21 protein-coding genes and 1 other RNA gene are annotated in these 18,988 nt (G+C 39.6%); 3 read left to right on the forward strand and 19 right to left on the reverse strand.

The features are described from left to right. Positions 1-112: 112 nt before the first annotated feature. From CHA01nite_RS01995 to atpD, 3 genes are all read right to left on the reverse strand, one after another. Entirely contained in the window at positions 113-934 is an 822-nt protein-coding gene (locus tag CHA01nite_RS01995) for a hypothetical protein (RefSeq protein WP_146939542.1), read from the reverse strand. A gap of 77 nt (positions 935-1,011) precedes the next feature. Beyond that, positions 1,012-1,293 (reverse strand): FoF1 ATP synthase subunit delta/epsilon, encoded by a 282-nt coding sequence (locus CHA01nite_RS02000; protein WP_146939543.1) that lies wholly within the window; start codon positions 1,291-1,293, stop codon positions 1,012-1,014. 55 nt (positions 1,294-1,348) lie between these two features. After that, positions 1,349-2,857 (reverse strand): F0F1 ATP synthase subunit beta, encoded by a 1,509-nt coding sequence (gene atpD / locus CHA01nite_RS02005; RefSeq protein WP_146939544.1) that lies wholly within the window; start codon positions 2,855-2,857, stop codon positions 1,349-1,351. A gap of 226 nt (positions 2,858-3,083) precedes the next feature. Between atpD and CHA01nite_RS02010 the strand changes: the two genes are divergently transcribed. Then, entirely contained in the window at positions 3,084-4,004 is a 921-nt protein-coding gene (locus CHA01nite_RS02010; protein ID WP_146939545.1) for a bifunctional riboflavin kinase/FAD synthetase, read from the forward strand. 72 nt (positions 4,005-4,076) lie between these two features. On the opposite strand, the gene CHA01nite_RS02015 is transcribed toward CHA01nite_RS02010, so the two are convergent. The 3 genes from CHA01nite_RS02015 to CHA01nite_RS02025 form a co-directional block, all read right to left on the reverse strand. Continuing rightward, positions 4,077-4,916: a GLPGLI family protein gene (locus tag CHA01nite_RS02015; protein WP_146939546.1), complete on the reverse strand. Its 840-nt coding sequence runs from the start codon at positions 4,914-4,916 to the stop codon at positions 4,077-4,079. 197 nt (positions 4,917-5,113) lie between these two features. Next, entirely contained in the window at positions 5,114-5,434 is a 321-nt protein-coding gene (locus CHA01nite_RS02020; protein ID WP_146939547.1) for a hypothetical protein, read from the reverse strand. A gap of 216 nt (positions 5,435-5,650) precedes the next feature. After that, on the reverse strand, positions 5,651-6,004 hold the full coding sequence (locus tag CHA01nite_RS02025) for an MmcQ/YjbR family DNA-binding protein (RefSeq protein ID WP_146939548.1): 354 nt from the start codon (positions 6,002-6,004) through the stop codon (positions 5,651-5,653). A 126-nt stretch (positions 6,005-6,130) separates the two neighbouring features. Here CHA01nite_RS02025 and CHA01nite_RS02030 point away from each other — a divergent pair, with 126 nt between their 5' ends. Continuing rightward, complete coding sequence (locus CHA01nite_RS02030) at positions 6,131-6,787, forward strand: NAD(P)H-binding protein (RefSeq protein WP_146939549.1); 657 nt, start codon at positions 6,131-6,133, stop codon at positions 6,785-6,787. A 166-nt stretch (positions 6,788-6,953) separates the two neighbouring features. Here CHA01nite_RS02030 and CHA01nite_RS02035 read toward each other — a convergent pair whose 3' ends face one another. The 11 genes from CHA01nite_RS02035 to CHA01nite_RS02085 form a co-directional block, all read right to left on the reverse strand. Next, complete coding sequence (locus tag CHA01nite_RS02035) at positions 6,954-7,748, reverse strand: tetratricopeptide repeat protein (protein ID WP_146939550.1); 795 nt, start codon at positions 7,746-7,748, stop codon at positions 6,954-6,956. Positions 7,749-7,800: 52 nt separating this feature from the next. Then, the gene (locus CHA01nite_RS02040; RefSeq protein WP_146939551.1) at positions 7,801-8,379 is read right to left on the reverse strand and encodes a glutathione peroxidase; all 579 of its coding nucleotides are present in this window, start codon (positions 8,377-8,379) and stop codon (positions 7,801-7,803) included. A 24-nt stretch (positions 8,380-8,403) separates the two neighbouring features. Next, positions 8,404-9,066 (reverse strand): outer membrane lipoprotein-sorting protein, encoded by a 663-nt coding sequence (locus tag CHA01nite_RS02045; protein ID WP_146939552.1) that lies wholly within the window; start codon positions 9,064-9,066, stop codon positions 8,404-8,406. Between the two features lie 106 nt (positions 9,067-9,172). Continuing rightward, positions 9,173-9,895 carry a 3-deoxy-manno-octulosonate cytidylyltransferase gene (gene kdsB / locus CHA01nite_RS02050; protein WP_146939553.1) on the reverse strand — a complete coding sequence of 241 codons (723 nt, stop codon included), beginning with the start codon at positions 9,893-9,895 and terminating at the stop codon, positions 9,173-9,175. A gap of 22 nt (positions 9,896-9,917) precedes the next feature. Then, positions 9,918-10,514, reverse strand: a complete 597-nt coding sequence (locus CHA01nite_RS02055; protein ID WP_146939554.1) for a hypothetical protein — start codon at positions 10,512-10,514, stop codon at positions 9,918-9,920. An 81-nt stretch (positions 10,515-10,595) separates the two neighbouring features. Then, positions 10,596-11,849: a pyridoxal phosphate-dependent aminotransferase gene (locus tag CHA01nite_RS02060; RefSeq protein WP_146939555.1), complete on the reverse strand. Its 1,254-nt coding sequence runs from the start codon at positions 11,847-11,849 to the stop codon at positions 10,596-10,598. Positions 11,850-12,120: 271 nt separating this feature from the next. Beyond that, positions 12,121-13,836 (reverse strand): phospho-sugar mutase, encoded by a 1,716-nt coding sequence (locus CHA01nite_RS02065; RefSeq protein WP_146939556.1) that lies wholly within the window; start codon positions 13,834-13,836, stop codon positions 12,121-12,123. An 85-nt stretch (positions 13,837-13,921) separates the two neighbouring features. Next, the gene (locus CHA01nite_RS02070) at positions 13,922-14,278 is read right to left on the reverse strand and encodes a four helix bundle protein (protein ID WP_146939557.1); all 357 of its coding nucleotides are present in this window, start codon (positions 14,276-14,278) and stop codon (positions 13,922-13,924) included. A 106-nt stretch (positions 14,279-14,384) separates the two neighbouring features. Beyond that, positions 14,385-15,086: a GIN domain-containing protein gene (locus tag CHA01nite_RS02075; protein ID WP_146939558.1), complete on the reverse strand. Its 702-nt coding sequence runs from the start codon at positions 15,084-15,086 to the stop codon at positions 14,385-14,387. 1 nt (position 15,087) lies between these two features. Next, positions 15,088-16,038 (reverse strand): glycosyltransferase family 2 protein, encoded by a 951-nt coding sequence (locus CHA01nite_RS02080; protein ID WP_146939559.1) that lies wholly within the window; start codon positions 16,036-16,038, stop codon positions 15,088-15,090. 18 nt (positions 16,039-16,056) lie between these two features. Next, entirely contained in the window at positions 16,057-16,656 is a 600-nt protein-coding gene (locus CHA01nite_RS02085; RefSeq protein WP_146939560.1) for a DUF4199 domain-containing protein, read from the reverse strand. Positions 16,657-16,787: 131 nt separating this feature from the next. On the opposite strand from CHA01nite_RS02085, the gene ffs reads away from it, so the two are divergent. Next, an RNA gene (gene ffs, locus CHA01nite_RS02090) (signal recognition particle sRNA small type) lies at positions 16,788-16,885 on the forward strand. A 99-nt stretch (positions 16,886-16,984) separates the two neighbouring features. On the opposite strand, the gene CHA01nite_RS02095 is transcribed toward ffs, so the two are convergent. After that, positions 16,985-17,671, reverse strand: coding sequence for a metal-dependent hydrolase (locus tag CHA01nite_RS02095; RefSeq protein WP_146939561.1), 687 nt, complete (start codon positions 17,669-17,671; stop codon positions 16,985-16,987). 352 nt (positions 17,672-18,023) lie between these two features. Beyond that, positions 18,024-18,953, reverse strand: coding sequence for a 1,4-dihydroxy-2-naphthoate octaprenyltransferase (gene menA / locus CHA01nite_RS02100; RefSeq protein ID WP_146939562.1), 930 nt, complete (start codon positions 18,951-18,953; stop codon positions 18,024-18,026). Positions 18,954-18,988 lie beyond the last annotated feature (35 nt).

Genomic DNA, 18,988 nt, shown 5'->3' on the forward strand with positions numbered 1-18,988 from the left:
TATCAACATCAATGTTTGAGTTGAAAAGATTGGGCTATAGATTTCTACGGAAGTCGAAGGTTCAACGGGGTCAATGATAAAATTTTAAAGGATTAACTGGATACAAACTCGTTTACTTCTGCACCCCGTCCTTCGTCACCTCTCCTACAATCACCTTTTCCTGATTTTTAATAAAGTTCGGATCCATGATGGCCATTCTTTCGGCAATGGCTTTATAGGTAGGGAATTTCAGGATCGATGCCCTTCCGGACATTTCCCGGTAGAGCGTAAACGTCTTACCACCTGCCGATTTCAACTGTTTGGTGGTGGTAATGTATTTTCCGATATATTTGCTGTTGGCATCGTAGATTTCGATATCGACGAATGTTTTATCCGTTACGGTGTCGTCTGCTCCGAAACTTACCGGAAGATTGGTAAAATAGCCAACCGGTTTCCCGTTGCTTAAAATTTCCCCGACATTATTTACGGTAATATTTAGCCGGTCAATCTTGCTCCTTGTGGTATAGGCATCCTTGGTTTTGGCGTCAAGCTTCCTTTTCGGTGAATTTTTAAAAAGCTCATCCAGATTTTTAATGTTGATTCCGCGTTCATCAATGATTTTCAGATTTTTGACAGAGGTATATGCTGCCGACTTCTCTTCACCTGAAAATGCGGACGGCGAAGTGTAATCCATTTCCAGTGTTTTATCCTGGTTATAGACCCTTCTGAGTTTTATGTAACTGTCGCGGACCGAATCCACAATGCTTTTATCCTCAAATTCCATGGTATAAATAGGGGTTTCCTTAAGATCCAGGAAAGTGTAGACATTTCCTTTGTTTGAAACCTTTGCTACGGGAATCCCTTCCAGATGTACAATCCCTCTTTTGATTTTAACGGTCTGCGCCTGAAAAAAAATGCCGAAAACCGTGCATAAAATAATTAAACTTCTTAACATAAAACCGGATTCTTACCACATAAAAAAAGTGTAACAAAGTTACACTTTCCTGAAAATATATTTAGCTTTTCGTTTAATTATTCACAAAGGATAATTCCTTTATTATGATTAAATTCTACAACACCGCTCTTGATAGGATAAGAAAAAACCGAATCTTTCTCATTTTCTCTGGTAAAATATTTTGCATAAGCTTCATCGATCGATTTGGCATACAAATTTACTTTACCACCAACCAAAGAAGAAACAATTCCTGCGTGGTTCTGCATGATGTGGAATTCACCATTTTTTCCCGGCAGCAATACAGAGTCTACTTCTCCTTCAAAAACTACGTATTCTGGTGTTAAAATTTTTATATTCATTTTAATTGCTTTTGGCTTTTGGCTAATAGCGACCGGCTATCAGCAATGAGCATTATTATGCGTTATCAGCTAACATTTTTTGTCCGGCTTCGATCGCTTCCTCTATGGTTCCTTTCAGGTTGAAAGCCGCTTCCGGTAAGTGATCCAGTTCTCCGTCGATGATCATGTTGAAACCTTTGATGGTATCTTTGATGTCTACCAATGATCCCGGGATCCCTGTAAACTGTTCTGCTACGTGGAAAGGCTGTGATAAGAATCTCTGAACTTTTCTTGCACGGTAAACTACGGATTTATCTTCTTCGGAAAGTTCTTCCATACCAAGGATGGCGATGATGTCCTGAAGCGCTTTGTATCTCTGAAGGATCTCTTTTACTCTCTGTGCACAGTTGTAATGTTCTTCACCGATGATTTCCGGAGCAAGGATTCTTGAAGTGGAAGCCAAAGGATCTACCGCAGGATAAATACCCAGTGAAGCGATCTTTCTGTCCAGTACCGTTGTTGCATCCAGGTGGGCAAACGTTGTTGCCGGAGCCGGGTCGGTTAAGTCATCCGCAGGTACATAAACCGCCTGTACGGAAGTAATGGAACCGTTTTTCGTAGAAGTAATCCTTTCCTGCATTGCTCCCATCTCAGAAGCAAGGGTCGGCTGGTAACCTACCGCAGACGGCATACGTCCAAGAAGTGCAGAAACCTCAGAACCGGCCTGTGTGAAACGGAAGATGTTATCTACGAAGAAAAGTACGTCTCTACCCTGTCCGCTTTCTCCACCGTCTCTGTAGTACTCGGCTAAGGTAAGACCTGAAAGGGCTACTCTAGCTCTTGCACCAGGCGGCTCATTCATCTGTCCGAAAACGAATGCGGCTTTAGAATCTTTCATGGCTTCTACATCCACTTTGGAAAGATCCCAACCTCCGTTTTCCATAGAGTGCATGAAATCGTCACCATACTTGATGATTCCTGATTCAAGCATCTCTCTCAAAAGGTCATTTCCTTCTCTCGTTCTTTCCCCTACACCGGCGAAAACCGAAAGACCGCCGTGTCCTTTTGCAATATTGTTGATCAACTCCTGGATCAATACCGTTTTACCTACACCGGCACCACCGAACAAACCGATCTTACCTCCTTTTGCGTAAGGCTCAACCAGATCGATTACTTTAATCCCCGTAAATAAAACTTCTGCAGAAGTTGAAAGCTGATCAAATTTCGGAGCAGGTCTGTGAATTGGAAGACCACCCTCCTTAGATATATTTTGAAGTCCGTCGATAGCATCACCAACTACGTTGAAAAGTCTTCCATTTACCGCCTCACCGATTGGCATAACGATAGGATTACCATATCCTATTACGTCCTGCCCTCTTTTAAGACCGTCGGTAGCATCCATTGCAATACATCTTACCGTATCTTCGCCAATATGCTGTTCTACCTCCAAAACTACTTTTTCACCGTTTTCTTTTGTAATTTCCAACGCGTCATAGATTGCTGGAATTGCTTCCACATCACTGAAGACAACGTCGATTACCGGACCGATAATTTGAGAAATTTTACCTTTAATTTGGTTTGCCATTGCTAAATTTTTTCTTGGTGCAAATATAATGATTCTTCATTAACCCGCAATTGGTAAAAAACAGATTTTTATCATATCTTTTAATCAATTTAACAATCTACGGATTTAACAATATACCGATAGAATGACACGTGGCGGAAAGAGCAGGCCTGATCCGTTGTTAAATTGATGCATTGTTATATTGTTCCGTTAGTTTGCTTATATTTGCAGTCAAAATTTTTCCGGTTTGAAAGTTTTCAGGAATTTTAGCGAATATACTTCTCAAAAGCCCTTGGCATTGTCTCTGGGCATGTTCGACGGCGTTCATCTCGGCCACAAAAGCATTATCGATGAACTGATAAAAGTAGGTGGAGAAAATCATCTGGAAACCGCAGTGCTTACGTTCTGGCCGCATCCGAGGTTTGTTTTCAACCCGTCTGAAAACCTGAAGCTGCTGAATACCCTGGCAGAGAAAACGTTTTTGATGGAAAAATACAGCATTGAAAACCTGTTCCTTAAAGAATTCGATAAAGAATTCAGAAACCTGACCGGCGAAGAGTTTGTGCGGCAGATCCTGGTGGAGAAGCTTAATGTAAAATACCTGATTATCGGATACGACCATTCTTTCGGGAAAAACAAAAGCGGGAACTTCGAACTGCTGCAGAAGCTTTCACAGGAACTTGATTTTGAAGTGGAACAGATGGAGGCCATCAATATCCATGAAAACAACATCAGTTCAACCAAAATCAGGAAAGCCCTATTGGATGGAAATATCCGGGAAGCCAATGAAATGTTGGGGTACTCCTACTCCATATCCGGAACGGTAGTCCATGGAAAAAAAATCGGCCGGACCATCGGTTATCCGACCGCCAACATCGAAACCGATTCCATCAAGCTTCTACCGAAAAAAGGAGCTTATATCGTTGAAGTTTCCGTTAAAGATCAGCAACACAAAGGCATGCTGAGCATCGGCACCAATCCAACCGTAAATGGCGAAAAACTAACAATAGAAGTCTATATCTTAGATTTTGAGGGAGACATCTACGATGAAAAAATCACCGTGAAATTCCGGGATTTCCTTCATGACGAAATTAAATTTGAAGGTCTGGAGAAGCTGATTGAAAGGCTGGATGAGGATAAAAGGCTGACCGAGGAATTTCAGTTCTAAAATAAAAAACCGTATCAAGCCATACGGTTTTTTGTGAAGGTTCAATTCTGCGATTTTAAGCCATTCGATATTCTAATCTTCTAGCTCAATAGGATTATGACCTTTTTTTTGTGCTTCATTCACTTTCTGACGCTCACGAAAATTATCTTTGGGATCTTGTGAGAATACTGTACCCATGCTTTCCAATTGATGTTTCGAATTTTCTCTAAAATTTTTCCTTGCTTCAACCAATTCCTTTTTTGTAACTAACTTAGCATTCTGATAATGTCTCTTATTGATTGTTATCATCTTTCCCTTCACATTTGAACTTGATATTGATTTTACCAACTCAAAATCATAATCTCCAGTTTTATCTGTAATTTTCACGATTAATCCGGGAAGACCACTAAATTTATAGGGACCATAAGGAAAAGGGATTTCGGTTGCGTACCAGGCGGTCCAGTCTCTTCCTTTGTAATGTACCTCTGCTTTCTTGCACGTGATAGAATTAATTACTTTGTTTTCATCAATAAGTTTCCAGTTGTCAATTATATAACTATTATAAGATAGCAGACTCATCCCTACTGTCTCGTAAAATTGTGAATGTTCATTTGTCTGAATAATAAGAAAGTTAGATCCTGTTGGTATGTTTGTAAAGTCCAAAACAAAATTTTCAGCCTTATTATTGTATGCTGACGAAAAGACAGAATCAATTTTTAACTTATTTTCGCTAATAAAAAAAGCACGGTTATCACCTATTTGTAATGAAAAGAGTTCCTTTCTTATATAGTTCTCATTGAGAGTATTGGGTTTATATTTAAGTAAATAAATAAATTCTCCTCGTAGCGAATCACTCTTAGCTATTTGAGAAAATGATATTGAGAAATAGAATAAAAATATAATTCTCAAAATCTGCTTATTTGTAAAATTCATAATCATCTGTTTACTAAGAACCGTTCAAAGTCTTTATGCTCACTTTTGTATGCATTCATAGGTCAGTAAAAAATTTTGCTTATTTAATTCACTATAAATCTTTAAAAGTAAATAAAGGTACTGTTTGAACGGTTCTGTAATTATTTATCTATATTAATAATTAATAAACATCTTCAATGTTAAAATTCGAACACAAATTAAGGATTAAAAGGGCTATCAACCATACAATAATTACTTTGTATTTGTACGCCCCAGTTATACCACTGTTGAGGAGTCCAATCCTGACAGGTATAAGCTGATGTACAAGTTACAACCACTGTCGCACATTGCACTCTTTTCGTTGCTTTACTTTTCAAAGTTATTTTATTCTTACTTTTTGAAACAACTTCTTTTTTTTCTTTTGAAAATGATTCTTTCGTATTTTCTGATTTTCCATTACTTTCATATTTTGCAGAAATTGTATTTGCACTTACAGCTCCCGCTATCAAAATTCCTGCTAACAAAATTATTTTTTTCATTGTGATAAATTTTTATTGTTATTAAAATTTTGTCTAAACTTTTGCGCATCCGTTTCAACACTTCAAAGTAAAATAAAAAATGTGGTACACACAATAGTTTTATTCACTTTTTATTGAAAATTTTATTGTGTTAAACAACTATATGACAATCACTTATAAACGATTATTTAATAAAATTTATTTATTTGAAGCAGTATTTTTTGTGAAAAATTCATTTTAAGAATTTTCAATCTCCTCTTTTGCTTTTTTGGTCAGCAACTTAAAAATCAATTCGTATGAATGATCGATCAACTGAAAGATCAAATCTCTTTTTAAGCCATCAAGCGAAACAGAATTCCAATGCGTTTTGTTCATGTGATAGGCTCCGGTAATCTGCGGATACTGCTCACGGAGTTCGCTGCTCCATTCCGGATCCGTTTTTACAGAGATCTGCAAAGGCTGCCGCTCCAGCGACATCAGCAGGAACATTTTTGTTCCGACCTTCATCACAAGCGTTTCCTGATCAAAAGGAAAACTTTCCGTCACGCCTTTTTTGGCAAGGCAATAGTCTAAGATTTCATTGGCATCCATATTTTATCTTATGAGTTATGAGTAGTGAGTAATTAGTAACGAGTAATTATGAAAGTATTATTTTTTATTTCAATTCAAATTTAGTAAATTTAAGAAAGAAACATCATTCCCTTACATTTAAATAGTATGAAAGCTTTAGTGATCGGCGCTACGGGTGCCACAGGAAAAGATTTGGTCAATCAGCTGCTTCAGGATCAGGATTTCGATGAGATTCAGGTTTTTGTAAGAAAACCGGTTGACATTCAGGATGATAAACTGAAAGTCCATGTGGTGGATTTCGACAAACCTGAAGAGTGGAAAAATAAAGTGAAGGGTGATGTTGCTTTTTCCTGTCTCGGAACCACATTAAAGGCAGCCGGAAGCAAGGAAGCCCAACGGAAAGTTGATTTTGATTACCAGTATGAATTTGCAAAGGCCGCCAAAGAAAATAAGGTGGATGATTATATCCTGGTTTCTTCATATGGCGCCAACCCAAAATCCAAAATTTTCTATTCTCGGATGAAAGGTGAGCTGGAAGAAGCTGTAAAGAAGCTTCATTTCAATAAGATCACCGTTTTTAAACCGGGCATGCTGGAACGTAAAGATTCCGACCGGCCGGGAGAAGTACTGGGAAGCAGAGTTATTAAATTTGCCAACAAACTGGGGCTTCTGGAAAGCCAGAAACCGTTACCGACGAATGTCCTTGCGAAAGCCATGATCAATTCCTCAAAAATTAAAAGCAACGGCTACTCGAGCATCAAGCTGGGAAATATTTTTTGTTTTGCAGAGAAGAGCAATGATTAATAAAAAGTGAATTGTCAATGGTAAATTATGAATGGGAAAAGATCCTAATTTAGAGGGAATTCAACAATATTTATATGTTTTTTCACCTATTAGACACTGTTGAACAACTTTAAAGGATCTTGAGCACTCGTAATCTTAGCCTTTTAATACGGATCCTGTTTTGTATTTAACTAAATTCAGAATTAAGCTTTTTCCTGATTTCATCGGCAATCACCTTATCCTTTACTTTTTCATACGTTTTTTGTGCTTTTTTAATCAGCTTTTCGTCATTTTTGCTTTTTCCTACCTTAATTAATGCCAAGGCATACAAGGAAAGATAGCCGTCATCTTTTTTATAGGTAACATAAGCATCCTCCAGATAGGGCAAAGCCGTTTCATAGTTCTCTTTTAAGGTATACAGCATTCCGTACATGTAGACCACATCATCTTTTACTTTTCCCGAAACTTTATATAAATCTTCTGCGTGCTTCAAATTTTTCAGGCCTTCTTCATAATCACCTATGACGATGGATGTATTTCCGATTCCATAATAGCCTTCAGGATTTTCCGGAAAATATTTCACCATTTCCTCATATTTTTTCCTGGCCTCATCCACTTTTCCGAATCTCATAAACTGAATTGCCAGATTCTGTTTGAAGATCGGTGCTTTATTCTGAGCCAGGCTATCCGCCATGTAGTAGGCAGCCAGTGCTTCTTTGTGCATATCCTGTAATCTTAAAAAATATCCGGCCATAAAATAGGCATCACAGTACTTCGGGTTTTTTTCCGCTATTTTCAACAATAAATTGGTAACTCCGCCATAATATTTCGGATAATTCAATGCTAAGAACGCCGTTTCAAAACCTTTTTTTGAAGCGGCATCCTGCGGGGTACAATAATTTGTTTTCCCTAAGAAATAAGAATCCTGCGAAAACCCTCTGATGGAAAGGAGCAAAATAAAAAGGATTACTAGTTTTTTCATGGTCTAAAAAAAATTAAAAAAGCGGATAAAATCCACTTTATAACGGTATTCTTTATTTTAAATACTTTGTAATCGCTTCATCCGTCGGTTTGGTGGTGCTTACGAAAGAATCAACCAGCTTACCGTTTTCATCAATCAGGAATTTGGTGAAGTTCCACAGGATAGTGGTGTTTTTTACTCCGTTCAATTCTTTCTCGGTAAGGTATTTAAAAATCGGAGCCGTATCGCTTCCCTTTACGGAAACTTTGGCTGCCATCGGGAAAGTCACCCCATAGTTTTTCTGGCAGAAAGCACCGATCTCTTTGTTGCTGCCCGGTTCCTGGCCTCCGAAGTTGTTCGCAGGGAAACCTACCACAACCAGTTTATCTTTATACTCCTGCGCAACTTTCTCAAGATCGGCGTACTGTGGGGTAAATCCGCATTCCGAAGCGGTATTCACAATGAGGATTTTCTTTCCTTTAAAATCGGCAAAGTTGATCTGCTTCCCTTCTTCAAGGGCATCCACTTTGAAATCGTATATTGATTTTCCCATAAGTTCATTGGTTTTGGCTTTGGACACATCGCTTTTCTTCTGGGCGCAGCTGTTGAAAAAAGCAACTACCGAAAGAAACATTAAAAACAATTTTTTCATAATTTAAATTTAATTCTTTTTTGATTAAAATTTGAAGGTATTGGCCGGAAATACTTTATTGATATCAACCCTGTTGATCAGCATTACGTAATCACCGTCTTTTTTGGTGCTTGAAGACTCGATCCTGAACGGCATTGAGAGATTTCCGACTTTCTTATAATCGGAATATATCAGGGTATCATCCTTTTTTATCTCTTTCAGCAGCATATAATTTTTGGTATCGAAATAATAAATGTTTTTATTGACGTTTTTTGTCAGTTCCACTTTATGACAATAAACATTGCCTATCTTTTCTTTTCCCAGATATTTTGCCTCAAAACCTTTGTTCTCCCAGTCGATAAAATCATTATCAAAGCTTTCCGGAACATATTCTGCGTATTCCTGAACTTTGTTGGTCGCGTAATTCATTGCATAGCCTTTGGATCCGTCAAAGCCTTCGATGGCCGTATCTTTTCCGCCGATGGTAATCACGGTTTTGGTAAGGTTCGGGCGTTGCTGGTAGATTTTTATCGGATATTCATCCTTTACCCCCAGAATTACTTTTCCCTGAAGCAATACGGAATTCAGCAGCTTCCAATTGGTGAGTCCTCCGGACAGTTCGATATTTTTATCAATAATTTCCTTTGCCGTCTGAGCCAAACATAATTGGGAGCATACCAGAATAAATGCCAACAGTAGTTTCTTCATTAATACTTTTTATAAATTCAAATATAAGGCTTTTTTAATTTGAAAATCTGAAAGTGTAACAATTTGAGATATTATACGAATATCCTATTTTCAGATTATCAGATTTTTAAATTAATTTTCTTGCTTTTTCAAGATCTTCCGGCGTATCGATTCCCACGCCGACGAAATTGGTTTCTATCATCTTGATTTTCATCCCATATTCCAGGTAGCGGATGCATTCTATTTTTTCAGAAATTTCCAGCGGCTTCATTTCAAGTTTCGAAAACTGGATCAGCGCATGTTTCCTGAAAGCATAAACGCCGATGTGCTTAAAATAATCGACTCCATAAGAAACCTCCCGGTGAAACGGAATCACAGAACGGCTGAAGTATAATGCGAAACCGTTGTTGTCGGTAATTACTTTTACATTATTCGGGTTTTCAATCTCTTCTTTTTCATGAAGCTTTATTTTTAAGGAAGCCAGGGAAATTTCCTGGTTATCATCATTCCGGAAAACCTCAATCAGCTGCTGCAAAGGCTCTAATTTCAAAAACGGCTCATCTCCCTGCACATTGATCACGATGTCGCAATCAATAGGCTGTACGGCTTCTGCAATGCGGTCGCTTCCAGTTTCATGTGATCCGGTCATTACTGCTTTTCCACCGTTCTTTACGATTTCTTCAAAAATAATTTCCGAATCCGTAGCGACAAAAACTTCATCAAACAAACCGGTTTCCACCACGTTCTGATACGTCGTCGTAATGACGGTCTTTTCTCCTAACAATTGCATCAGCTTTGCCGGAAATCGGCTGGCTTCGTAACGTGCGGGTATGACTGCAATGATTTTCATTTTACAAAATATTTATGATGATTTATTTTAAATAATGTACTAAAAATATAATTCCGTAGATCCACGAAATATACAGGAATGAATAAAATAATCCGAAACCAAAACTCTCTAATAATTTTCCTTTACAATATCTTGAATTTTTAAATACCAGACGTAAAGCCCGGAAATAAATCCAGTACAATATAGCGGTAAACAACAAAATAACTACCCAAAAGAAAATGCCTAAAAAGTAAAGAAGAAAAACCAAAACAACCGAAAACAAAATCCATAAGATAACAGAAAAAATTAATTCTCCACATCCTGTTCCTCCTCCAAAATCTATATCCGGCAGATCGAAACTCTCTACTTTTGGTCTCTTATCTTTATATCCTGTTATTTTCTCCCGGCTTAAAATAGGTCCTATATTATCTCTCAGCTTTAAACCGTAATAAAGTCCCAAACTAATAAATAAAAACAGGACTACTGCCAAAATAGATGTGGATAATATGGAATTCTGAAATAGAGACCGGTGAGAGCCGGCTCCTGAAATCCAGACAGTTAAAATAACGAGAACAACAATTACGACTGTAGAATAGCTCAAAAACCTTGTTTCAAGGAAATATCTTTGTGGAATCTTCATTCTACCAGAATAGCAATTTAAAAAGATAACAGTGTAACAATTGGTAAACTGCTACACTGCTGAATAGGTATATTGTAATTATTATTTTAGAGCATTCAACGCATTTTCCAGCTTCGGCATCATGGCTGAAATCTCTTCAGTGGCCAGTCCTCCTACGGAAGCCCTGAACCAAGGCTCGGATTTTTCTTCTCCGAAAGCAGAGAACGGAACCAAAGCTACGCCTGCTTCGTTGATCAGATAAAACACCAGATCGGAAGAGTTTTCAATTACGGTTCCGTCAGGTTTTGTTTTACCGGTATAATCCAGTCTGATCGTCAGGTAAAGCGCGCCCATCGGTTCGATGCTGTCTACCGCAAGGCCTTTTCCTTTCAGATCCTGGATTCCTGTGTGAAGGACTTTCAGGCTGGTTTCCAGTTTTCCTTTAAAATCTGCAACGAAAGCATTTACTTCTTCCGGGTTTTCGTAATATTTTGCCGTCGCTTCCTGCTCCGGTTTCGGTGCCCAGGCACCCACGTGCGTCAGAAGCGCTTTCATTTTATCCAGGATATGAGCGGGACCGAATCCCCAGCCTACCCGTACTCCCGTTGCTGCAAGGCATTTGGAAATACCGTCGATGTATACGGTGTATTCCTTCATTTCAGGGAACAGGGAAACCGGATCTACGTGCTCAGCACCAAAAGTCAGATTAGAGTAAATCTGATCATACATCAGATACAACGGTTTTTCGTCTTCGCTTCTCTTTTTATTCTCTTCCAGGATCAGTTCACAGATTTCAGAAAGCTGCTCTCTGGTAAACATCGTTCCGGTAGGGTTCAACGGTGAACAAAGCGCGACCAGAACCGCTCCAGACAAATGAGGTCTCAGATCGTCCGCCGTAGGAAGGAAATTATTTTCAGGCGTTGTCTTTACCTCAATGGCATCAGCAGAAGTAAGATACGCATAATGGTTGTTGTTCCATGAAGGAATAGGGTAAACCACTTTATCGCCTTCATCCACGATGGTTTTGTATACGGCATAGATCAAAGGTCTTGAGCCGGCCGTAATCAGGATATCATTCGGTGAATAATCCAGGTTCCATCTTGTTTTTAAATCTTTGGAAACTTCTTTTCTTAAAGATAAAAGTCCGTTTGCCGGCGGATAATTTGTCAGGTTATTCTGATAGGCTTTCTGAATTTCCTCCTTCAGCTGGGCAGGAATAGGATAAATATTGGAATTCAGATCCCCAATCGTCAGATTGGCAATCTCCGCTCCTTTTGCCTTTAGGTCATTTACTTCATTACCAATTTTTACAATCTCAGAACCGATCAGGTTCGCCGCTAATTTTGAAACTTTCACTTTTACTTTATTTTAATTATTATTGATTGAACAACAAACGTTTAGCAATCATTGGTATACTGCTATTCCGATATATTGCTGCATTTTCATCCATAATTTTTTAAACCACAAAAGTCACAAAAGATTTTGACATTTTATTTAAGTTAATCAATACTATAAAGTTTTTAAAAATCTTTGACTTTTAATCTTTTGAGAACTTTTGCTTATCAAATTTGAATAGTATTAACTTTTGTGACTTTTGTGGTTAATTTATGATTTGCTTAAGTAAGGCTTATCCTAACTGCAGGTCGTTTTTCACCCGGTTTATTTTCTCTTCCAAAGCTTTCTGTTGATCCCTGAAATCGGCTGCTGAAGCAAGATCATCTTTTACGGAGATGTAGAATTTGATCTTAGGTTCCGTTCCGGACGGTCGTACGCACACTTTTGTTCCGTCTTCAGTATAGTAGATCAATACATTCGATTTCGGAATTTCATTCATCACCAGTCTTTCGTTTTTTGAAATGATGAAATTGGTCTGCTCCTTAAAGTCCTTTACTTCTGCCACCGGCGATCCTGCCAGCTGCTTCGGAGGATTCTCACGGAACTCTTTCATCATGTTCTGGATTTCCTCGGCCCCATCTTTTCCTTTCCGTACCAGATTCACAAGACCTTCGTAATACATTCCGGTTTCCTGGTAAATTTCGATCAGGTAATCGTACATCGTTCTTCCGTTGGCTTTACACCATGCTGCGATTTCACAGGCAAGAACAATACTTCCGCACGAATCTTTATCACGGACAAAATCCCCCGTCATGAATCCGAAGCTTTCTTCCCCGCCGCAGATGAATTTTTCTTTTCCTTCCACATCGCGGATCATTTTTCCGATCCATTTGAAGCCGGTTAATCCCGCTTTGCACTGTACCCCGAATTTTTGGGCAATGTCAAAGAAAATATCGGAGGTAACGATGGTAGAACCGATAAATTCTTTTCCGGTGATCCGGCCCTGCTTTCTCCACTCGTTCAGGATGTAATACGTCAGGATCGTATTGGTCTGGTTTCCGTTCAGCAATTCGATATCTCCGTCCAGATTTCTTACGGCAATTCCCAACCGGTCTCCGTCAGGATCCGTACCGATCACGATATCGGCATTGGTGATCTTGGCAAGATCCATCGCCATTTCAAGGGCAGCCGGTTCCTCAGGATTCGGGGAATCAACGGTCGGAAAATTCCCGCTCGGGATCATCTGTTCCTTTACGAGATCAATCTTTTTGAAGCCTGCTTTCTCCAACGCCCTGGGAACGGTGGTGTAGGTGGTTCCGTGGATTGAGGTGAAAACAATATTTAAATTTTCTTTTCCTACATTCTGATACGTCGAATTTTCGATACAGGCATCGATATACACGTCGTCCTGCTCCTCTCCGATCCATTCGATCAGATCATCGTTGCCATTGAATTTTATTGTATCGAACTGTACGGAAAGTACCTCGGCAATGATCGCTTCGTCATGTGGCGGAACAATCTGCGCGCCGTCATTCCAGTACACTTTGTATCCGTTGTATTCCGGTGGGTTGTGGGAAGCCGTCAGGACGATTCCTCCGTGGCAGTGTTTGTCTCTTACCGTAAAAGAAAGTTCGGGTGTCGGACGGTGGTCTTTGAAAAGCAGTACTTTAATGCCGTTTGCCGTCAGTACATCGGCTACCAGTTTTCCGAATTCCCTGGAGTTGTTTCTTACGTCATAGGCAATCGCTACTTTAATTTCTTCCCCTTGAAACTGCTTTAACATATAATTTGCAAGTCCCTGTGTAGCCTGGCCTAACGTATATCTATTTAAACGGTTGGTTCCAACGCCCATAATTCCTCTCATCCCTCCGGTTCCGAATTCCAGCGGTCTGTAAAAAGAGTCTTCCAGATCCGGCGAATTGCCGTCAATTAATAATTGTACAGCACTTCTTGTTTCTTCATCAAATGATTCGTGCAACCAAAGTTTTGCTTTTTCTAATGTTGTCATATTTGTATTTTGTAGTTCCTAAAGCTGGAAGCTGGAGGATGGATGCAGGAAGTCTTCCAGCTTCAAACCCATTTCCAGCCTGTTATTATTCTTTTATTTGATTTCTAAATGCTATAATTTGGTTCATAAGATTATAGCTTTGATTATAAAAATTACTAAAATCTTCTTCTGTAATATATTTTCTGTTCTTTGCTTTGTATAAACAGGTTACCACTTCAGCTAATGAACGGATCGAATATCCCAGAAATTTTTTGAATTCCGGATTCGACTGCAGAATACTTCCTTCAGAAATATTCAGGGCAATCGAATCAGAAGCTCTTCTTATCTGTGAAACGAGATTAAATAGTTCTTCTTGGGGAAAATTCTGGGAAATCTTATGAATTTCCTCTCCAAATTCCATGGATTTTTGCCATATAATCAGTTTCTCAAACTTAAAACTCATGAGCAATTTTTTCAACGTATTTGTGTTTAAAAGCGCTTATAACACTTCTTCTTTCACATTTATTGGGAATGCTAAATCTTCCAGCTTCCAGCATCCCTCATCCAGCCTACTCCAATTTCTTATTCTCCACCCGGGTATCTTTATCGATCTTAAATGCCCGGATCGGATCATTGTAATACATAAATTTTGCCGTATTCTGAATGTGCCCTTTGAGCGAATCTTTTACATTCACTTCTGCATAGTTCCCGTTTTTGGAATCAATGTTCAGGTTTTCAATTTTCCAGTACGGAGCGATCAGGCTGGCCGTATCGGAAATTTTAATCACTGCCTCTTTGGTCTGCCCGAGAAAGTTGGCCCTGCTGCGGTTCAGCATTTCCACTTCTGCCCTTCTTGTATTCACCGAACCCATAAAAGTAGCGAAATTCTTTAAATTAAGCTTAAAATTATCGGTCTTAATTTCACTTGAAATGTTCATCTCTACCGAATCGGAAATGGCCACTTTTTCAAGGTTGTATTTGGAGTAAATGGTGACATTATAAAAATCCACGCCTTTGGTTCCTCGTTTTTCTTTGATGGTTAAAGTCCTATCATCGACTTCAACATCCAGGTTATCCGCAACATTCGGATAGGTTTCTATTTCTACAAAGTTTTTGTTTCCTCTGGCATAGAATACCCGGAATTTTCCTTCCAGATTAAGGTTTACAAATTCAGGGACGTCCACATCTTTCCGCTCGATATTTCCTTTCGGGGAAACTTTTCCGCAGGAAAACAGAGTACATATAGCAATGACGTAAAAAATATTCTTCATGTTAAATCACTTCATCAATATTGTAATTCTTATGCTCCCGGTTGGTCCGGATGATCATTTCCCCTAAGAATCCCGCTACGAAAAGCAGCGTTCCCATAATCATCATGGTCAGAGCGATAAAGAACCAGGGATTGTTGGTGATCAGATGTCCGTAGATTCCCCTGGCCACATCGATCAGCTTGGAAAGGCCCAGCCAGAGTGCCGAAAGGAAACCGACAATAAACATTAAAGTCCCCACCGCTCCGAAGAAATGCATCGGCCTTCCGCCGAAACGGCTGACAAACCAGAGGGTTACCAGATCCAGGAAGCCCCGGATGAACCTTTCCGTTCCGAATTTTGACGTTCCGTACGGTCGCGCCTGGTGCTTCACTTCTTTTTCCGTAATCCTTCTGAATCCTGCATTGGCAGCCAGAACCGGGATGTATCGGTGCATATCACCATAAACATCAATCGATTTTACGACCTGTCTTTTATACGCTTTTAAACCGCAGTTGAAATCGTGCAGATAGACGCCCGAAACCTTTCTTGCTGCTGCATTGAACAGCTTGGAAGGGACATTTTTCGTCATCACATTATCGAAACGTTTCTTTTTCCAGCCGGAAACGATGTCGTAATTTTCATTGATGACCATGGTATAGAGTTCCGGTATTTCTTCCGGAAAATCCTGTAAATCCGCATCCATGGTGATGATCACATCGCCGTTTGTGCGTTCAAAAGCGGCATGAAGCGCCTGTGATTTCCCGTAATTCTTGGAAAACTTAATCCCGTGGATCTGAGGATGCTGAACCTTCAGGTTTTCAATAATGCTCCACGACAAATCCGTACTTCCGTCATCGACAAACCAGACTTCATAAGATAAACCGTTAGACCGGCACACATTATCAATCCTGGAAAACAGCTCCTCGAGAGAAGCCTCCTCATTTAGTAACGGAATAACTATAGATAAATTCATTTAAATTTCAATAAAAAATTATTCTTGATTCTGCTCTTCCTGATAGATCGTTTTCGTTCTGAAAAACGCTCCGAAAAACAATGACAAAACTACGTAAAATATAAGTATTGCCGCAAAATATCCTGAAAAATGACTGATCGTAAGCATATCTTTTCCTTTAACGGCATCCGGTGAGAAGCTTGGAAGCCTTTCTTCGTACTTCTGATCCAGCTCGTCGATATCTTTCTGGTGCTTCAGGATCTTTCTTGCCGACTGGTATTCCTTGTCCATTTCCGATTTCTGGCGGGTGACATATTGATAGTTCAGCAGCTTTCTGGCATCGGTATCCACGAAATTTAAAAATAAATAAATGCTGAAAATGGATAAGATACCCCCGATAAACATCGGAACGAATGCTCTTTTAAAAGCATCTCTGAAACTCACTACCCGGTGGCTGCTCCAATAGGATTTTACCGACCAGAATGCGGTTCCGGCATAAATAATCGGCAAAACGAAAGCGTTGGCTTTCAGTGAAATATCAAAATAATCAACTCCTGAGAAGAAGTAATACACCACGAAAAAAACGAGCATCGTAGCGCCAAACAGTAAAATTCCTAATGTGGAAGTGCTTTTCGTCATAGCTAAATTTTTAGAAAATTTTTGAAAAATTATCAGGCTGAATCTCAGCAAACTACCTTCAACAGCCCGTTTTTTCAGTTAATTTTCTTTAATAATGTTTTGAGTTTTGTAAAATATTCCTACCTTTGCAACGGCAAGTCCTAAACAACCAGCTCCTGAGAATCCTCCAGGGTGGGAACGCAGCAAAGGTAATTGGTCGTAGCGGTGTGATTTAGGTAGCTTGCCATTTTTTTTTGGTTTTAAGTGAAGAGAGGTAATTTGAGAATTATCTTTTTTTGTTTTTAAACCCTTCTGCATTTCCATTTCAAATTACCTTTCAACATTTTATTTAAAATTCGAACGTTTCACCCAGTTCCGGCAAAACAAGCTCTACGTTTTTATCTGCAAAATGCTTCATCGCAGTTTCATGGTTGATCTCAATGGCAGGGAAAGTATCAAAGTGGCATCCGATCACCTTCGGGGTCTTCAACAGTTCTGCTGCTGCAAAAGCTGCTTTTCCTGGGCACATCGTATAGTGGCTCCCTACCGGAAGGATCGAAAGGTCTAAATTACCGTATAGCCTTGGAAACAGCTCCATATCGGCCATTACTCCGGTATCTCCTGCCATGTATAAGTTTTTGCCTTCAGGAAGCCTGAAAATGTATCCTACGGGAACGCCGCCGTAGCTTCCGTCCGGAAAAGAGCTTGTATGGTGAGCCGGTACCATAGAAATTTTAAGATCGTCGATTTTTGCCGATCCTCCTAAGTTTACATCATCCTTATTTTTTGCATTTTTGAAGTACCCGCAGATTTCCGGAACGGCAATGAGGGTTGCTTCAGGATGGTGCTGCAGGACTTCTTCCACGTCAGCGATATGGTCTCCGTGAGCGTGTGTCAGTAAAACATAATCTATTTTCTGTGCCGCAATATCGAATCCGGATTCGGCTTTTTTGTAATTGTAAAAAGGATCGGATAAGATCGTTTTATCTTTATAGGTGAACAAAAAACAGTTTTGTCCCAGGTATTGTATTTTCATTTTTTAATTGATTTTAAATTTATGGAGTTATAACTTGTTCTACTTTTGCCGATACCCCGCTGCTGTAATAATAAATCAGATACAGGCAGAAGGCAATGATCAGGCACTGGAATAAAAGAATAAAAATATTGGAGCTGATCTTTTGTCTCAATATCAGGTAAGAAACAACCAGATTAACCATTAAAAGTATTCCTAAAACAACCGGCGTTATTGCGATTCCTGATAATAGGAGATCATTAAACAACAGCTTTTTTATCAAGATAAAGAAAAAGCCTGAGAATGCAATTACCGATAAATAAGAAGCAATTTTATTGATTTTATTTCTCATTCTGCCGGCCTTATCGTTTTATATTTAATGGAACAGATTCAGTCCGGCTGCCGTAAGAACAGCGATCATCAAAGTGATCAGTCCTACCTGTTTCAGGAACGGGTCAAGCTCTCTGGGGTTCTTTACGGTCATTATATTTCTTCTGATCCTCATTAAGGGAAGCATCAGGATCATGACAATAAAAACATAGTAATTCTGCGTCTGGAAAAATCCGTTTGCTCCAAGGAACGTCAGGATAAAAATCAAAGGCAGGTTAAGCAGCACCATTTCGTAGATCATGGCTTTTTTAAATCCGATACGGAGGGCAAAGCTGTTTTTCCCGGATAGTTTATCGCTTTCAATATCGCGCATGTTATTCAGGTTCAGTACCGCCATGCTCATCATTCCGATGGCCGCTCCCGGCAACAGCATATCCCAGCTGAACGATTTGGTAAACAGGAAATAGCTTCCGCAAACTGAAACCAGGCCGAAAAAGATAAAAACGAAAAGGTCTCCCAATCCCATATAGCCGTAAGGTTTTTTCCCCACCGTATATCCGATGGCAGCCAGGATACAGGCAATCCCCAGACCGATGAAGATATAAAATTCATTCATGTAATCCGGTACAAACGCCAGATATAAGAGTGCTACAGTAGCAGCAAAAGACAATACGGAAAATAAGATCACCGCATTTTTCATCTGTCCGGCTGTAATTCGCCCGGAGGCTACGGCTCTAGCTTCTGCTTCTGTTGCCCTTTGAGTATCCGTTCCTTTGATTCCGTCGCCGTAATCGTTGGCGTAATTGGAAAGTACCTGATAAAGTAAAGTTACCACCAGGGCGAGGGCAAATATCCTCCAGTCCCAGGTTCCGCCTTCGTTATACAGCCTCCAACGGGCAATAAAAGATCCCATAATTATTCCGCTCAGGGAAAGCGGCAATGTTCTTAGCCGTGCGGCTTTTATCCAGTCTGTCATAGTTTTATGAGTAATGGGCAAAAGGTAACCGGTAA

Origin of the sequence: Chryseobacterium hagamense (genome assembly GCF_007991455.1) — a bacterium.
Taxonomy (GTDB): Bacteria; Bacteroidota; Bacteroidia; order Flavobacteriales; family Weeksellaceae; genus Chryseobacterium; species Chryseobacterium hagamense.

What these genes read in the sequence shown, in the direction of transcription:
- CHA01nite_RS01995 (WP_146939542.1), bottom strand. Translation starts at nt 934, where the DNA reads ATGTTAAGAAGTTTAATTATTTTATGCACGGTTTTCGGCATTTTTTTT.
- CHA01nite_RS02000 (WP_146939543.1), bottom strand. Translation starts at nt 1,293, where the DNA reads ATGAATATAAAAATTTTAACACCAGAATACGTAGTTTTTGAAGGAGAA.
- atpD (WP_146939544.1), bottom strand. Translation starts at nt 2,857, where the DNA reads ATGGCAAACCAAATTAAAGGTAAAATTTCTCAAATTATCGGTCCGGTA.
- CHA01nite_RS02015 (WP_146939546.1), bottom strand. Translation starts at nt 4,916, where the DNA reads ATGAATTTTACAAATAAGCAGATTTTGAGAATTATATTTTTATTCTAT.
- CHA01nite_RS02020 (WP_146939547.1), bottom strand. Translation starts at nt 5,434, where the DNA reads ATGAAAAAAATAATTTTGTTAGCAGGAATTTTGATAGCGGGAGCTGTA.
- CHA01nite_RS02025 (WP_146939548.1), bottom strand. Translation starts at nt 6,004, where the DNA reads ATGGATGCCAATGAAATCTTAGACTATTGCCTTGCCAAAAAAGGCGTG.
- CHA01nite_RS02030 (WP_146939549.1), top strand. Translation starts at nt 6,131, where the DNA reads ATGAAAGCTTTAGTGATCGGCGCTACGGGTGCCACAGGAAAAGATTTG.
- CHA01nite_RS02035 (WP_146939550.1), bottom strand. Translation starts at nt 7,748, where the DNA reads ATGAAAAAACTAGTAATCCTTTTTATTTTGCTCCTTTCCATCAGAGGG.
- CHA01nite_RS02040 (WP_146939551.1), bottom strand. Translation starts at nt 8,379, where the DNA reads ATGAAAAAATTGTTTTTAATGTTTCTTTCGGTAGTTGCTTTTTTCAAC.
- CHA01nite_RS02045 (WP_146939552.1), bottom strand. Translation starts at nt 9,066, where the DNA reads ATGAAGAAACTACTGTTGGCATTTATTCTGGTATGCTCCCAATTATGT.
- kdsB (WP_146939553.1), bottom strand. Translation starts at nt 9,895, where the DNA reads ATGAAAATCATTGCAGTCATACCCGCACGTTACGAAGCCAGCCGATTT.
- CHA01nite_RS02055 (WP_146939554.1), bottom strand. Translation starts at nt 10,514, where the DNA reads ATGAAGATTCCACAAAGATATTTCCTTGAAACAAGGTTTTTGAGCTAT.
- CHA01nite_RS02065 (WP_146939556.1), bottom strand. Translation starts at nt 13,836, where the DNA reads ATGACAACATTAGAAAAAGCAAAACTTTGGTTGCACGAATCATTTGAT.
- CHA01nite_RS02070 (WP_146939557.1), bottom strand. Translation starts at nt 14,278, where the DNA reads ATGAGTTTTAAGTTTGAGAAACTGATTATATGGCAAAAATCCATGGAA.
- CHA01nite_RS02075 (WP_146939558.1), bottom strand. Translation starts at nt 15,086, where the DNA reads ATGAAGAATATTTTTTACGTCATTGCTATATGTACTCTGTTTTCCTGC.
- CHA01nite_RS02080 (WP_146939559.1), bottom strand. Translation starts at nt 16,038, where the DNA reads ATGAATTTATCTATAGTTATTCCGTTACTAAATGAGGAGGCTTCTCTC.
- CHA01nite_RS02085 (WP_146939560.1), bottom strand. Translation starts at nt 16,656, where the DNA reads ATGACGAAAAGCACTTCCACATTAGGAATTTTACTGTTTGGCGCTACG.
- CHA01nite_RS02095 (WP_146939561.1), bottom strand. Translation starts at nt 17,671, where the DNA reads ATGAAAATACAATACCTGGGACAAAACTGTTTTTTGTTCACCTATAAA.
- menA (WP_146939562.1), bottom strand. Translation starts at nt 18,953, where the DNA reads ATGACAGACTGGATAAAAGCCGCACGGCTAAGAACATTGCCGCTTTCC.